Consider the following 15,665-nt stretch of genomic DNA (forward strand, 5'->3'; position numbering starts at 1 on the left):
AAACTGGCATCTAGCCGATATTACGATGAAATCTCGGATTTCGGGAGGCGATCGCACCCCCGGAATTGTCGCGATCGCCGGAAATATTCCTCTCTCTTCCTTTGGGTATCACCCTATTCCCCCTGTCGCCGTTCTGGTTTTTCTCAATCAGGGTAAGCACTTAAGTCGATTCATGGCAACAGGCAAAAGCGTTAGTGTCTCCACAGGTTATGACAAAAGTCATCCTTTGCCTTCGCACTTTTGTCATAGAAAAAGTTGTGCCTTTTGCCCGATGCGCTTTCTCCCCGGCTTTTTTTACAATATAGGAAACAACCAATCAGTGCGTTGAATATCCCTAGTTAGAGGTTATGATATTACACCCGTGATGCCCAGGTTATCCCAATATCCTCAACCCTAAACGAGTTGAGGATAGAGCAAACTCTCAAGCAGCGACTCTCCCGATCAAAAGGCGATTTAAGGGAGATGCCTCCCACCTCCGTCAAACCCATTTGCGCTCAATCTAACGATTCCAGTAGGGGTGAGACACAGGAATTTTCGCCGTGCAATTCCTTCTAAAGGAAAGAGTAGAGAGGGTTAGGGTTAGTTCAGGGGAACTCACTCGCTCAATTTTGCTTCGAGGAAACTTGTCAGATAAAATAGATCACGTTCCTATTCGGTCAAGGTTTAAAACCCAGCATAAACAAAGGTCATTATGAGTACGGTATTGATTGTGGACGATAGTGCTACAGCGCGGGAAATGCTCTCATCTATCCTCCAAAATGTGGGAATGAAAGTCATTGAAGCCCGGGATGGGGTCGAGGCTCAACAAAAAATTACAGACAGTCCTCCAGATATCGTGGTATTAGATATCATTATGCCTCGTATGAACGGGTATGATTTGTGCCGGTGGCTGAAAAAAACTCCGAATGGTCAAAATATTCCGGTGTTAATGTGTTCAAGCAAGGCAGAACAGTTTGACCGCTACTGGGGAATTAAGCAAGGCGCTGATGCCTATTTGACCAAGCCTTTTCATCCTTCAGAGTTGATTGAAACTGTAAAAAATTTACTGCGTTCTCTGGGTTAAATGGGGAGGGATCTAAGGGGAAAGCTCCTTACCCTAGGGCGTTGGTACATTAGGGGTGGTAAATCGGGTTTAGGCCCAAAAATTTCGTGCAATTTGCAAGAAATATAAGGTAGAAATCTGGTTTGTAGGGTTGAATCCTGTATCGGCGTTTTAGTAGGGGCAACCTATTATAACTTGCTCCTACTGCTGGAAGAAAACGACAGAAGTTGTTACTACGAATTTAGGTTCTTGAAGAGGCTTCATTCCCCAATTCTGGTTGAGTCAGCCAACTCCCTGAAGATCCCCCTCCCGTCCCCCTTAAGAAGGGGGAAGCCAGAAGCATAAATTTTTATTTGCTGGGGCTGGGGGAAGCCAGAAGCATAAATTTTTATTTGCTGGGGGAAGCCCGGGGCATAAAGTTCTGAGGAAGAGGTTTAGAGTTTAGCTATTTGGGGTCTTGCTCATCTTTCATTTCCATGAGAATGACGGAATAGGAAATGAGTTCATCAACTCCAGTAAAGGTAACTCCTCCTAAAAACATTAACATTCCTAGGACAAAGAGAGATAGAGGAAAATCTTGATTAACTGGATTTTCCCCTAAATAATCTAGCCCGATCGCCAAGGAACTTAAAATAAATAAGGTTGCAGCAATAATATTGCAAAACACTGAATTTCTAACATATTGAGCGCGGCGTAGTAGGAATCTCAGTTGACTTCTAACACTCATTAATCGGATTTCTTCTTCCCGTTCTACTTCTTGATTATGGTTGAGTTTTCGGGTCAGTTTTCGGCGTTCATCGGTTAGCAGTCGAATTCGACTCAACAAGGAGGAGTGTCGAGCATTTAATCCCAAAAAAAACAGAGAGCTTGAGGAAATCATGACAGCCGGTGCTACAAGTGCTTGAATGGATTCAGTTGCGGTTGATTGCATGAATCGGGACCTCTGGATTGACTAATAGGGAAAGGTTGTCTCTTATTTACGCCGTCAGTGTTAAGATTAAATCCGCTAATTCTGGCGTTGCGCCGATAGGGTCAGCTAACTGGATATCGAGTTGCGGTTCGCGTTGAGAATGTTCTCGGGCAAGTTGCCCGATCGCATCGGTGATCCCCCCGGAAAATAGAAAATAGGGGAGGATACCCAAATGCCCGTGCCCCGCTTGAATTAACTGTTCCATTGTTTCTTCTAAATTAGGAGAAATGGACCAGTAGGCGGGGATTGCTTGCAGTCGGCTTGCTAAGTCTTCCACCACCTGTTTACTCCCCACACGCCGCGAACCATGAGATAATATAATCCACAGCCGATCGCCAGAATTGCTGTCCAGATTCGGGTGAATTGTAGATTTTAATAATTGGCTCAAGCGGTTAATTTGACTCCCTAAATGCGGGCGTAAATCTAACTGAATGGTCTGCCCTAAGATGGAGTGAGCTTTGGCAATTTCCGCCGGAATATCTTCCATTACATGAACCCCTTCCAAGAGAAAAAGGGGTAAGATTTGGAGGCGATCGCATCCCACTGCACGGGCGCGATCTGCAAACGCTGTGATTTGTTGGTGTAATGGCAAGGGATGCAATTCTAATTGTGCAGTTCCTACCATTGGCAAAGTGGACTGACCCTGTTCTTGCTGCAAGCGATCGCGCAATAAACAGGCTAACGTTTGCATAGCCGCTTCTGGACGCGGATCGCGACTGCCGTGGGAAACCAGTAAATAAGCCGAAGGGAATTTCAAAATTGTTTTATCCAAAGTATGCGATCGGGACTCGGTTTAAATGTCATCAAATTATCATGACAGGGTTCCTATTTGAATCAAATTCACGCCCTTTAACGGGGGAAAAAATCCCTCCGGGTCCTATTCCCTCGGGCGACTGTCTCTGATTTCTCAATTTAAGAAATTCAGGTTTAGGGAGTCTCCCTCTCCAGGAAATCTGAGGAAAATTAGTACCGTGGCACAGTCGGATCTACCAGTTGGGAATAGGCATCAATACCGCCACTAATATTTTTAACCTGAGTGAATCCCTGGGTTTGTAACCACTGGCACATCTGAGCCGATCGGATACCATGATGGCATAACACAAGGGTTTCCATCTCCGGATCCAAGTGGGTGTAAATCTCTCCGGACCATTGGGAAAACTCACTCAGGGGAAGGATTGTAAACCCGGCGATCGCCGCGATTTCCACCTCGTGGGGTTCGCGAACATCAATCAGTTGCAACCCGACAGGTGCGCTGGCAAGGCGATCGGCGAGTTCTTGGACAGAAATTTGAGGCAGAGGGGGACGAGGATTCGATTGAACCATGAGATCCTAAGAGTCTGTAATAGACTAACAAAACAACATTCTCACTCAAATTGTGCCTTGTTTAGGGTCGATTTGCCTACAATTACCCCGCTTTACATCACCCCCTACAGTAAAACTTAAATCAACCCCCCTTATGCTTCGGATAATCCTGTCTCCGGTTTGAGTTCGCACTGTTCCAATTTCGCGGCGATCGCCCCAGCGTGTCGCCACCATTTGGAACCGGCGGACCAACTACGGGACGGTAAATGACCAATCGGGGCTTTTAAATTAAATTGAATCCCTTCGTAGGGAAGCGATGGATTGTAGGTTTTCCACCCAATGCGATCGCAAAATGCCCCATAATCTTTCCCCACCCCTTCATAAATTCGCGATTGGATACTAAACCCAAACCGGGAATCACTATAGTTCACCCATAACCGATCAATCGTCTGCAAATCTTCACAGGGCATTTTTGCAATATCATCTTCAAATAAATAACCTCTCGGGTATTTACCAGCCGCTTGACATAACAAAGTCCGGGTTTCTTCATCCGCTTGTTTCCACTTTTGATCGGCCAGTAAATCTCGCAATCGACTATAATTAATGCCGAGGCTGGAAGTGAGGATATCCGGTTCACGGACTGGATTGGAAGACGGGACCACTCCAGACCAGAACTGCTCGAAAGCATCCCGCCAACGGGTTGCGCGGGGCGGAACTGGAGCCGCTTTGGACTGAATTGGCGATCGCCTCCCAGGAGGAGTCGCAGAGGGAGCGATCGCTGGGGAGGGCGATAGGGCAAGTGAGGCGACAGGAGTCGGATTCAGGTCTCGTAGCACTTCCACCGCCGATTGATAGCGCTTAGTGAGAGCATTTTCTACCATTTTATCCAAAATTCGCCCTAAATCTGCACTGACGAGTTTATCGGTGCGGACAAAATCCCGCCACCTCCAACGGTCCTGGTTTGCATCGTATAAATGAGTCGGGGACATTCCGGTGAGTAAATGTAGGCAAGTTACTCCTAAGCTATACAAATCCGTAGCAGGAACAACTTTACCCCGGTTTTGTTCCGGGGCCATATACTCGGGAGACCCGATAATTGTCCCGGTTTGCATCATCCCTGTCGCACTTAACAGCTTGGCAATGCCAAAATCAATCAGCACACTTTGTCCGGCTTGTTGCTCCTGAAAAGAGGGGCGATCGCTGCCGATGCGGCGAATGATATTAGCGGGTTTGATATCTCGGTGTACAATCTGGCGATCGTGAATAAAAGTGAGAACCGGGAGTAAATCATTCAGCAAGGCGCGGATTTCGGCTTCTTGATAAGCCCCCTTTTGCTTCAGTTCCGAGGAGAGAGTCGGTCCTTCGATAAACTCTTGAACCAGATACAGTCGTTGATTTTGCTCAAAATGGGCCAGGAGGGAGGGGATTTGGGGATGATGCCCCAGATCGTCTAAGCGCACTGCTTCATGATAAAAGAGGTCTTTCACCTTATGGATATGCTGGGTTTCCCCTTTTTGAAAAAACAGTTGCTTGACGACACATCGGGGTTTAGAGGGAATATCTTCATCCACCGCCAAAAAGGTCCGACCAAATCCCCCCTGTCCTAGGGCCTGAATCGGTCGGTAGCGGGCTTTCAGGATTAATTTACTGCCGCAGCTTTGGCAAGTTTTTGCCGATTCAGGATTTTCGGGTTGGACGCATCCGGGAATAACGCAGTAGCTCATGACTTTGACCAGGGGGCGATCGGGTAAAGTTAGACTCCACAGGGTGTCATTCCCGGTATAACATGGTCTTGAGGATTTACCCCCAAATTTTGCTACTGTTTTTTATATTCGTAGGTGTAGAAGCTCTGGAAGGCCCCTACGGTTTCAAACTGATAAGCGGGAATTAAGGGCAGGGGCAAAGATAGGTCTGTTTTATAAACGCTCCACAATAGAAAGTTTTGTCGCTGAGTATTGCGGCGAATGAGGTCCTCAATGTCACTTTGGAGGGATCCAATCGCTGCAACACAGGACCCTTTGGCAATGGGTAATCTGTCACAGGCATTTGCTTGGGCATACTCCATCAGTCGTTGACTGGCATAGTTATGATAAGACTCCGGACCCGGGTTGGTCACCGCCATTGCTACCCCCAACCCGACTAATACTGTACCCGTGACCGCCGCGATCGCATTTATTTTCTTCATCAGAACTCAACGTACCCATTTCTTTGTTTAGACTTCCCCATTCCCCCCCTGAGTTCAGCACCCATTTCCTACAATTTTTCAAAATTTTTGATTTTTTTTTGAAAAAGGGTAGATCAAATCCACAAGGGTGTGTTATAGTAAAAAACGTGGTGGCGGGCGTAGCCAAGTGGTTAAGGCAGTGGATTGTGATTCCACCATTCGCCGGTTCAATCCCGGTCGTTCGCCCTCAGATAAGTCAGGGACACAGTAGTTCTGTATCTCTGACTTATTTTATTTTAGTCGAATTTTAGATCAGGGGTTTTCCAAACCGGGAGAAATGCCCTCAATAATAGGGACTTAACCTGGAATGATGGCAAGCAGAGAAATTAATTTAGAAGTCAATGAGGGGACCGATCGCCTTGATCGCTATCTCGCCTCCCAACTCCCGGACCTGTCCCGGTCACGAATACAGCAACTAATATCACAAAATTGCGTAAAAGTCAATGGTCAGGTTTGCGCCTCGAAAAAGATCAAGGTAGAAACCGGCGATCGCCTCTGCATCGAGATTCCCCCCGCAGAACCCTTGGAGATCGGCGCAACCGAGATTCCTCTGGATATTCTTTATGAAGATGACTGCCTGATTATCATCAATAAACCCGCCGGTTTAGTGGTTCATCCGGCACCGGGACATTCTGATGATACTTTAGTCAATGCCTTGTTAGCGCACTGTGAGAACTTGTCTGGGATTGGTGGGGTACAGCGTCCAGGAATTGTTCATCGCTTGGATAAGGATACCAGTGGGGCGATCGTCGTTGCCAAAACCGATCACGCGCATCAACATTTACAAGGTCAAATTCAAGCTAAAACGGCCCGTCGCGACTATCTGGGGATTATTTATGGAGTCCCGAAAACCGAAAGTGGAACCATTGATGCACCGATCGCCAGACATCCGCACGATCGCCAGAAAATGGCGATCGTTCCCGTTGAAAAAGGCGGACGACAGGCGGTGACCCATTGGCAGATTAAAGAACGCTTGGGGAATTATACTTTAATTCATTTTCAACTAGAAACCGGACGAACTCATCAAATTCGCCTTCATAGTGCCTATATCGGACATCCGATCGTCGGTGATCCAGTCTATTCCAGTGGGCGATCGCTGGGGGTGAATCTACCCGGACAAGCATTACACGCCTGGAGTTTGACCCTAGAACATCCCGAAACCGGGGAAACCATTCAGGCGATCGCCCCCTTGCCGGATTATTTGCATACCTTATTAGAGGTCCTGCGACGGCGATCAAATTAAAGTGATCATCCAGTCAAAAGATTCCAGAAATCGGGTTTCTTCCCCTCATCGGGGGTAAGATCCAACCCGGAGTTCAGAAACCTGATTTCTAGCCCCAGAGGTGATAATTTAGCGGGGTTTTAGAGTGCGCCAACCTGTTTTAAGGCCAACTCAGCCGCCCGTTTTTCCGCCTCTTTTTTACTCCGTCCTTTACCTACTCCATACACTTGATTTCCTACCTTTACCTCCACGGTAAAATCTGGTGCATGATCCGGTCCCGATTGGGCGATCGTTTCATATTTGGGTTGAGTCGGACCGAGATTGCCTTGAACCCACTCCTGAAATCGATTTTTGGCATCTAAGAGAATACTAGATTCAGCCTTCAACTTGCGATCGAGAAGACCTTCTGCCGCCGATTCAAATAAAGGTTCGACAAAATTGCGGACCGACTCAATCCCTGAATCCAGGAAATAGGCACCAATAATCGCTTCAAACGTATCACTCAACAATGAGTCATTTTTTCGGGCTTTATCTTTGATTGCACCTTTCCCCAACTTCATTTTTTTACCCAACTCCAAATAATTGGCAAAATCGGCCAGTTGGGTTTCATCCACCAAAGCCGATCGCAATCGAGTCAATTGGGATTCATTCAAATCGGGATAAAGCCGGTAAATAAAATGGGTACTCAGGAAATTGAGCACCGAATCGCCTAAAAACTCCAGGGTTTCATTATTCTGACCCACTTCGGGATGTTCATTCGCATAAGACCGATGAATTAAAGCTAAATTCAATAACGAAAGGTCACGAAAAGCCGGTAATCTAGGGACATCCTCTAAACTTTCGATAATATGAGATTCATCAGCCATATCCAGAAGGTCAGGGCTAAATCCCCCCCGTTGAACAAACATAATCACCTTCTTTTGACGGCTTTTTAAAATATGGCCTAAACTCGGAAAATTCCCGTCTCCCGATACAATAATAAAAATTTCAGCCGCATCAGGTTCCACCGCATAATTCACACAATCAACAATCAATTTGTGGTCTATCCTATTTCGGCCACCGGAAGGAATATCAATTTGTTGAAATCCCAGGGTTTTTAAAGATTCGGCGTAATTCGGACTTTTCTCTGTCCAATTAAAGTAAGCATGGCACAGCACCAATTCTCCCTGGTTTCTTGAAAACTCTACCAAAAAATTGGCTCGTTCTGGACTGATTTTGAGAGTTTGACAATCCCAATAGAGCGCGACTCGCTTAGAGTTAGGATTAACTGTTGATGTTGACAATCCTTTTTTAGAAGGCATAAGCGTTAGAGTCTGTCTTGATTAGGTGATGAAAGAGTTGATAAATTGGGTCCAATGATTAAAAACGGTTAATTATTGGATTACCCCTGAGTTTTAACTCAATTAAGCTGAATTTGTGGTGTAGTTACACAGTCTTTGAGAAAAAATTTCCTCTATCCAGCTTGGATTTAGATTATGTAACTACAGCACAGATCCAACCCGAGAAACGACGCCGTTGCACCGTTGCTTGGGGAATCAATGGGGTCAAATGGAGTGGCGATCGCACTTTGGCCCGTTCTCAATGTGAGAAGCTAGACCGCCAGAGCACCAGCAATTAATCACCCACTCCTGATGAGACTGATGCCGCCACTTTGACAAGGGATCGATGATCGCCGATTTAAAGTGCGTTCATTCAGCAATCATCGGAGAGGGTTATCATTAACCCATCGATGGACAAACCGCCAGATTACGACTTGAGACTGGAGTGATGATAACATAAAAATTTTCGTCCTGTGTTTGTAGCTTTTCCAACTATTTCCAGTGATTTGGGTCAAAAGTTTATAGGGGTTGATGAGGGGGGATTAGCCGAGACTAAATAGAACCTGAAGGGATTTGAAAACGATTGAAGTCAGACCACTGAAGTGAACAACCGAATCGGGAAAGTCTGGTTTTGAGTCGGGTTTGAACCGATCGCCTAGGATTAGGCAGCAGTTTGAACCTCCGACAGACTGCTGGGGATCTGATATCTTAGATGGGGTATTGCTTCCAGTCCAAGGCGCTTCAACCTTTGAGCGATATTCCCATTGTTTCCGCTGAGGAATCCCCTCCTAGAGTGATCTACCCATAAATCTAAGGACCCCATTATGACAAATCATCTGGCACAGACTCAAAGTTTGTATCTTCGCAAACACGCGGAGAACCCGATCGATTGGTGGCCCTGGTGTGACGAAGCATTAGCAACCGCCAAGGCACAGGATAAACCTATCTTTCTATCCATTGGGTATTCCAGTTGCCACTGGTGTACCGTCATGGAAGGAGAGGCGTTCTCCAACGAGGAGATCGCCTCCTATATGAACGCCAACTTTCTGCCGATTAAAGTCGATCGCGAGGAACGACCGGATATCGACAGCATCTATATGCAAGCCTTGCAAATGATGACCGGCCAAGGCGGTTGGCCCTTAAATATTTTTCTCACTCCCGATGACCTTGTTCCCTTTTATGGCGGGACTTACTTCCCCGTCGAACCCCGTTATGGCCGTCCTGGTTTCTTAGAATTGCTGCAAGCCATTCGGCGCTACTATGATCGCGAAAAAGGCAAACTCGAAGCCTTCAAAGAAGAAATTATGGGTCATCTCCAACAGGCGGCGACCCTCCCAGGAACCGAGGATCTTCCAGAAGAACTCCTGTGGAAAGGATTGGAGACCAGTGTAACCGTGATTGCCCACCGGGAGTATGGACCCAGCTTTCCCATGATGCCTTATGCTCAACTGGTCCTGCAATCGACTCGCTTTGACCGGGAATCGGAATATGACCAGCGGAGTGCGATCGCCCAACGGGGTTTTGATTTGGCCTCCGGTGGCATTTATGACGCCGTTGCCGGTGGATTTCACCGCTACACCGTCGATCCCACCTGGACGGTCCCCCACTTTGAAAAAATGCTTTATGATAACGGTCAGATTGTCGAATTTTTAGCCAATCTCTGGAGTGAAGGTATCCAAGAACCGGGATTTGAATGGGCTGTGACCGGAACTATCCAATGGCTGAAACGAGAAATGACTGCCCCGGAAGGCTATTTTTACGCCGCACAAGATGCCGATAGTTTCATCACTCCCCAGGATAAAGAACCGGAAGAAGGTGCTTTTTACGTCTGGACCTATCAGGAATTAGAAAGTCTCTTAACAACCGAAGAATTCACCGCCCTCAACCCACAATTTTTCCTCACCCCCGAGGGAAATTTTGAAGGAAAAATTGTCTTAAAACGGACCAATCTTCAGGCCCTCAATCCCACGGTAGAAACTGCATTAGCCAAGCTATTTAAAGTGCGTTATGGGGCTTTACCCGCAGCGGTTAAAACCTTTTCCCCTGCTTGTAACAATCACGAAGCCAAAACCCGCAATTGGCCCGGTCGGATTCCTCCAGTCACTGACACCAAAATGATTGTTGCTTGGAATAGTTTGATGATTTCGGGGTTGGCAAGAGCGGCGGTTGTGTTTCACCAGGAAGAATATGCCTCCCTAGCGACCGCTGCCGCGAATTTTATTCTGGACCATCAATGGATTGAAGGGCGGTTGCATCGCCTCAATTATGAGGGTCAAGCAGCGGTGCTCGCGCAATCAGAAGATTATGCTTTGTTTATTAAAGCATTATTGGATTTAGAACAAATGGAACAGGTTCATGCTTCTAATTCCAATTGGTTAGAGAAAGCGATTCAGGTTCAGAAAGAGTTTGATGAGTTTCTCTGGAGTGTGGAATTGGGGGGATATTTTAATACCGCGAAAGATAACAGTAGTGATTTGATTGTCCGGGAACGGAGTTATACCGATAATGCGACCCCGGCAGCCAATGGAGTGGCGATCGCCTCTTTAATTCGCTTATCTATGTTGACCGAAGACTTGACCTATCTCGATCGCGCCTTTAATGCCCTCAAGTCCTTTGGGGCCATTATGGACCGCGCACCTTCCGCCTGTCCGACTCTGTTTGGGGCCTTGGATTGGTATCGCCATCACACCCTAGTCCGCACGTCTGACAGTCGTATTCCCGGGTTAATGTCCCAATATTTTCCCACTTGCATTTTTCAAGATCAGTCAGACCTCCCCCCGGAGGCGATCGGCTTAGTCTGTGAGGGCCTCTCCTGTCGCGAACCCGCCACCACTGCCGAACAACTGTTAGAACAGATGCAAGGTGCTCAAGTCAGACTCTCCCAGCGATCGGGCGTTTAGTTTCCCGTTCTCCCCCCTTACAGGTTAGAAACCGGGTTTCTGCTATAGATTATCAGTCTGACCCAGAGATTTAATGAAGAAACCCGGGTTCTGGTCCTTGAGTCCCATGCCAATGCCAGGTTACTCACTCAACTCCTCACCCTCGGGGGTTTGAACCTGTTCTGATGGGGGGATCCCCTCAACTTGAATCAGAGATTCCATGATTTCTTTGACAATGGGGGCGGCGACGGTTCCCCCGTAACCCCCCACGGGTTCATCCACGGCGGCGAGGACGACGTAGCGGGGGTTATCGGCGGGTAAAATTGCCACAAAACTGGCAATACGGGCGTACTCGGAGTAACCTGTACCATCATCGGATGCTTTTTGAGAGGTCCCGGTTTTTCCAGCAATCCGATATCCAGGAATTTGGGCGGCGGTCCCGGTACCGTCGGTGATGGCATCTTCCATCATTGCCACAACCGCTTGAGTGGTGGAGGGAGAAAAAACTTGGCGCTTGGGACGGTGGTCCGGTTGCCAATACTGGCGTCCTTGACTATCGAAGAGTCCCCGGACGACATGGGGGGTGACGAGATAGCCTTGATTGGCTAAAGCGCCGTTAATTTGGACCAGTTGTAGAGGGGTCAGAGAAAGACCTTGACCGAAAGAGGCGGTGGCGGCATTCACGGGGGATGCCATAAATTCGCCTTGCGATCGCAGTTGACTGGCTGTTTCAAAGGGTAAGTCTGAGCCGATAATATCACCGATCCCAAGACGTTGTAGCCAACTATAAAAGACCCGCGATCGCATCTGTTCGATAATATGGACCATCCCCACGTTACTTGAATACCGGATGATTTCGGTCACGGTAAGATTGCCTCGACCCGCCCCATCGGAGTTGGAAATCGGCCATTCGTCCACATAAATTCGCCCTTCATCATAAAAGACGCTGTTGGCTTCAATGGCACCGGCTTCTAAGGCGATCGCCACGGTAATCGGTTTAAAGGTCGATCCCGGTTCGTATAAATCTGTAAGCGCCCAGTTTTTAAATAACTCTACATTTGCTTTAAAATATTCGTTCGGGTCGTAGGAGGGGTCGCAGACTAGGGCTAAGAGTTCTCCGGTTTTGGCATCCATCACGATCGCCGTGCCCCGTTTGGCATTCCACTGTTTCCGATGTTTCTCTAGGGCAACCCGCGCCGCTTGTTGCAACCGCGAATCTAGGGTGATTTGCAAATGCAAATCGTCCAGGCGCATAAATTCTGCCGGTACCGGGTCGGGGATCAGCGAGCCCCATAAACGGCGGTCCAGTTCTAAGGAAGCTTCCCGGGCGAGTAAGTGCTGGTGGCTGGCTTCTATCCCCGCTTGACCTTGCCCTTCTGTATCCACATATCCCACCACATCGGCAGCTAAGTTTTGTTGGGGATAATAGCGGGCGCGATTTTGCTCTAGTTCAAGTCCATCAAGGAAGATATCTCGGATGCGATCGGCATTTTCCTCAGAAATCCCCATCGCCACAGTAATTCCACTTTCCGATTCATTGAATTTTCCGAAGAGTTCTGCACTGGTTTGATTCAGAATCGGGGAGAGGGTAACCGCCATCTCTTCCTTAGAGATTTTAAACAGTTTGGGATGGGCATATAGGGTATAAACTGGGCGATCTAGGGCTAAAACATTGCCACTGCGATCGACGATCGCCCGTCGGGGAATAAACGGCTGCAATTTCACATCTTGCTGCTGTCTGGCTTGTTCTTGTAAGTCCTGCCCATTCACAATTTGCAGTCGATACAAATTCCCACTCAATCCCAGCATTCCCGCCATTAAAACCCCCCAGACTACCGCAAACCGAATGCGCGGATTTCCCAAACGGGTTAGGGCACGGACGCCTCGCCTCACTCGCGGCGAGCTATTCAAATTCTCCAAAATTAATAATAAAAAAGCCAAGGGTAACAGTAAGAGCAAATTTTTATCGCTCTGTTGTCCACGCTTATTCCGAGCCGTCCCCCGGTTGATTTTTTTCGGGCGTTGAGAGGGGGTTTTACGATGAGACTTCCGCTGCAAACTTCCCCCAGGGTGTGGAATCCTTGATGCCATATTCCGCTCGTACAGTGTAATCAGGTTGGAGAATTTGAAGGCTGTTGCTCAGGGATTGATTCAGGCAATATTCCCCGGTTTAAGTCCGATAATAAGTCGGGTTTAATCCTGGACTTTTACAGGTTAATATCCCACAGGTCGGGTATCGGGAGTTGGGAATTCTTCCCCGATGATTTCTTCCGCTGCTGGCGTTTCTACGGCGGTGGGTTTTAAAAAGAGCATTTGTTTTAAGTTCGGGGGGACTAAACCGCTTCCTGGTTCTTCCGCTTTTTTGGAAAATTGGGTTTTTAAAGTTTCGTTGGTTGTGGTCAGTTTTCGCTCTTGGCGGCGCAAACTTTCCAACTCTCGGAAGGATGTCCCCCACTGTTGCTGATAGTAGACGGTGCTGCCATAGATGAATAAGGCAGCACTGACGAGAAGGAAGGTGGCGAAGGATGAAACGGTTTGTGCTTTCACAAGCGATCGCAACCAAAAGGGAATAGCCCACGGATTTAAGGTAGACTGATTTCTCGCGGAGGTGTTCTTTCTGGGTTCGGTGGTCGTCGGGTTAGAGGTTAATCCTTCTCGGACTCGGGGACTGGATTGCGCCGATCGCAAAGGAGTCACTTGCCCTCCGGTTCTTGGTGCAATTTCAGGGCTTTCTTTGGCTTTTCTCTGCCTAGTGGCGATCGAGGTTACTTTACTACTGGATGTTCCTGCCGAAGTTGGGCGGGACCTCATTTTTCTCGGAGCATTTGGGGGTCTGAATGCAACTGTCATAACTTTAACCAATATTAGGCTGGGCTGTTAATAGATCTATTTATATCGGTTTCCTTCTCAGTCCCAAGGAGGATTGAATCCCTGGGTCAATTGAGTGGAGAATTCCGATGTTCGTCCTCTTGCGGATTTCACGGAGACTCCCCCATCCTAACACCGGCTTGTCTGTAAGTCTTTTGCAGTTAGGGAACTCTCATTTCAGGAGGGCGATCGCTGAGGTTCCCATGATTTCCCTCTCCTTGGGGAGTTGTTGAATCGCCTCAATTCCGATAAAGAGGATATTCCCTAACTCCAGAGGTCACTGGATAGGGTCCATCCGTACCCAATCTCCCAATGGATTGTAACAACGAGCACGCCTTGCAAACTCAGGCTGATTTCCGAAACTTGCTCTCCAGGGTCCAAAAGTTTAGGTCCCACCCCCCGAGCGATCGGGGCAGATTGACCTCATCTATAAAAATTTTTAAAGATAGATGAAAATTTGTAACTTTTTTCGTAAAAATGCCCTATTCTATACTACTAGCAGATTTTGAGGCGGGTTTCCTCGGGACCTTCCCAGGAAAACCACCTTGAAACCCTGCTTTAGATTAGGTTCATTAGCAGTGGTTCATTTTTGAGAACCGACTGAGGCAGTCTGGGTCCTTAGTCATCCCTGATTCATTCACCCCTAAATATCCACAATGAAAAACAAAATCGCCAGTTTAGCTGTTTTACTCGCTTTGTCTACCTCTGTTGTAGCCTGCAATACCAATGAACCGGAGACCCCTGCTACGACTACCCCCACAGAGGAAGTTCCTGTAGACCAAACAGCCCCTGAAGCCACTCCGACGACTCCGGCAACTCCCGAAGCCACTCCAACGACTCCGGCAACTCCCGAAGCCACTCCGACGACTCCGGCAACTCCCGAAGCCACTCCGACGACTCCTGAAACCGCTCCTTCTGCTCCTTAATACTGAGCACCGACGGGTGTAGGAATTGGAATAACAATAACTACAAACGATTAACTTCAGAGTAAGGGCCTCAACCTCGTGCCCTTGCTCCAGTCATCCGAGTCAGAACCCCTTGACAAATGTCAAGGGTTATTTTTTTAGGATTTAGGACAGGATTGAGTTGTGCACCCTCCTTGGACAGGTAAAGTAGGGTTCCCTCAATGGAGCCAGCAATTCGGTCATCCCCTCTATAGGAGTTGAGTCCCTGCTATGATTTGAGGGGATTTGGGTTGACGTATTTATCACCTAAGACTGATAGAAAAGGGCGGAAAATATGCTAGTAAAAGTTAAGCAGATCATCGATGAATTTGTATGAGCGATCGCCACCCACCCATCGGGTTTAAACTCTCTTGTCACTCTCTTTCAATTCCATTAATTTTAATCGGCGGAATGGGGCTGGGGATCACCCCACGGGCTACCGCTTTACCTCCAGCCTCTGATGTTCCCGAGGAAATTTTGCGAACTGAAATTATTACCCAAGGCCGATCGCCCGTGGATGGAACCCCCCTGACCCCGGCTGAATATGCCGCATTGCTCGAAGATCCGGCATTTCGAGGGACGATCACCCCGAACGATGGCAGCCAACCTACAGCGATCGGGCCTATCTCTCCTGGACAGATCATGATTAATCGCTTGCCCGTCAGAGAGTTACTCCGGGTGATTTTTCCGTTTTAAACGTGCCATTTTAGTTTACAATCCTTAATATTTCTGGTGTATTGATAGAACAGGACCAAGCCATCACCTGAAGTAGATAGAAGATGCCTTTCATCGAAAAGCATCGCTCCTATCGGGTTAAATCCCATGAACAAGCGTCAGTCCTGTAAAAGAGTTGCTCCCGCTAAGGAGGCGATCGCCAGGGCATTAGGGAGCCGAT

15 protein-coding genes and 1 tRNA gene are annotated in these 15,665 nt (G+C 47.8%); 8 read left to right on the forward strand and 8 right to left on the reverse strand.

Annotated features, from left to right (window positions below; translation table 11 throughout):
• Positions 1-25: 25 nt before the first annotated feature.
• Together NG796_RS05825 and NG796_RS05830 are read left to right on the forward strand one after the other, a co-directional pair.
• Positions 26-328 (forward strand): hypothetical protein, encoded by a 303-nt coding sequence (locus NG796_RS05825; protein WP_261204972.1) that lies wholly within the window; start codon positions 26-28, stop codon positions 326-328.
• 363 nt (positions 329-691) lie between these two features.
• Complete coding sequence (locus NG796_RS05830; RefSeq protein ID WP_261204973.1) at positions 692-1,063, forward strand: response regulator transcription factor; 372 nt, start codon at positions 692-694, stop codon at positions 1,061-1,063.
• A gap of 424 nt (positions 1,064-1,487) precedes the next feature.
• Here NG796_RS05830 and NG796_RS05835 read toward each other — a convergent pair whose 3' ends face one another.
• The 5 genes from NG796_RS05835 to NG796_RS05855 all read right to left on the reverse strand — a co-directional run bounded on the left by NG796_RS05835 (position 1,488) and on the right by NG796_RS05855 (position 5,499).
• Positions 1,488-1,973, reverse strand: a complete 486-nt coding sequence (locus NG796_RS05835) for a DUF2721 domain-containing protein (RefSeq protein WP_261204974.1) — start codon at positions 1,971-1,973, stop codon at positions 1,488-1,490.
• A gap of 46 nt (positions 1,974-2,019) precedes the next feature.
• A complete protein-coding gene (locus NG796_RS05840; protein ID WP_261204975.1) occupies positions 2,020-2,769 on the reverse strand; it encodes a sirohydrochlorin chelatase in 750 nt (249 codons plus the stop codon).
• 206 nt (positions 2,770-2,975) lie between these two features.
• Positions 2,976-3,335 carry a rhodanese-like domain-containing protein gene (locus tag NG796_RS05845; RefSeq protein WP_261204976.1) on the reverse strand — a complete coding sequence of 120 codons (360 nt, stop codon included), beginning with the start codon at positions 3,333-3,335 and terminating at the stop codon, positions 2,976-2,978.
• Between the two features lie 131 nt (positions 3,336-3,466).
• Positions 3,467-5,038 carry a serine/threonine-protein kinase gene (locus tag NG796_RS05850; RefSeq protein ID WP_261204977.1) on the reverse strand — a complete coding sequence of 524 codons (1,572 nt, stop codon included), beginning with the start codon at positions 5,036-5,038 and terminating at the stop codon, positions 3,467-3,469.
• 92 nt (positions 5,039-5,130) lie between these two features.
• The gene (locus NG796_RS05855) at positions 5,131-5,499 is read right to left on the reverse strand and encodes a DUF4359 domain-containing protein (protein WP_261204978.1); all 369 of its coding nucleotides are present in this window, start codon (positions 5,497-5,499) and stop codon (positions 5,131-5,133) included.
• Positions 5,500-5,651: 152 nt separating this feature from the next.
• Here NG796_RS05855 and NG796_RS05860 point away from each other — a divergent pair.
• Together NG796_RS05860 and NG796_RS05865 are read left to right on the forward strand one after the other, a co-directional pair.
• A tRNA-His gene (locus NG796_RS05860) sits at positions 5,652-5,724 on the forward strand.
• A gap of 121 nt (positions 5,725-5,845) precedes the next feature.
• On the forward strand, positions 5,846-6,781 hold the full coding sequence (locus tag NG796_RS05865; protein WP_261204979.1) for an RluA family pseudouridine synthase: 936 nt from the start codon (positions 5,846-5,848) through the stop codon (positions 6,779-6,781).
• Between the two features lie 119 nt (positions 6,782-6,900).
• Here NG796_RS05865 and rnc read toward each other — a convergent pair whose 3' ends face one another.
• Positions 6,901-8,043, reverse strand: coding sequence for a ribonuclease III (rnc, locus tag NG796_RS26420; protein ID WP_317619276.1), 1,143 nt, complete (start codon positions 8,041-8,043; stop codon positions 6,901-6,903).
• Between the two features lie 131 nt (positions 8,044-8,174).
• Here rnc and NG796_RS05880 point away from each other — a divergent pair, with 131 nt between their 5' ends.
• Both NG796_RS05880 and NG796_RS05885 read left to right on the forward strand, forming a co-directional pair.
• Complete coding sequence (locus NG796_RS05880) at positions 8,175-8,378, forward strand: hypothetical protein (protein ID WP_261204980.1); 204 nt, start codon at positions 8,175-8,177, stop codon at positions 8,376-8,378.
• A 525-nt stretch (positions 8,379-8,903) separates the two neighbouring features.
• Entirely contained in the window at positions 8,904-10,979 is a 2,076-nt protein-coding gene (locus NG796_RS05885; protein ID WP_261204981.1) for a thioredoxin domain-containing protein, read from the forward strand.
• A gap of 120 nt (positions 10,980-11,099) precedes the next feature.
• Here the strand turns inward: NG796_RS05885 and NG796_RS05890 are convergent, their stop codons facing one another.
• Both NG796_RS05890 and NG796_RS05895 read right to left on the reverse strand, forming a co-directional pair.
• Positions 11,100-13,049 (reverse strand): peptidoglycan D,D-transpeptidase FtsI family protein, encoded by a 1,950-nt coding sequence (locus NG796_RS05890; protein WP_261204982.1) that lies wholly within the window; start codon positions 13,047-13,049, stop codon positions 11,100-11,102.
• Between the two features lie 123 nt (positions 13,050-13,172).
• Positions 13,173-13,769: a hypothetical protein gene (locus NG796_RS05895; protein WP_261204983.1), complete on the reverse strand. Its 597-nt coding sequence runs from the start codon at positions 13,767-13,769 to the stop codon at positions 13,173-13,175.
• A 713-nt stretch (positions 13,770-14,482) separates the two neighbouring features.
• Between NG796_RS05895 and NG796_RS05900 the strand changes: the two genes are divergently transcribed.
• Positions 14,483-14,752: a hypothetical protein gene (locus tag NG796_RS05900; protein ID WP_261204984.1), complete on the forward strand. Its 270-nt coding sequence runs from the start codon at positions 14,483-14,485 to the stop codon at positions 14,750-14,752.
• Between the two features lie 351 nt (positions 14,753-15,103).
• On the forward strand, positions 15,104-15,466 hold the full coding sequence (locus tag NG796_RS05905) for a hypothetical protein (RefSeq protein WP_317619277.1): 363 nt from the start codon (positions 15,104-15,106) through the stop codon (positions 15,464-15,466).
• Positions 15,467-15,665: the final 199 nt, after the last annotated feature.

This window comes from Laspinema sp. D2d (assembly GCF_025370755.1).
Taxonomy (GTDB): domain Bacteria; phylum Cyanobacteriota; class Cyanobacteriia; order Cyanobacteriales; family Laspinemataceae; genus Laspinema.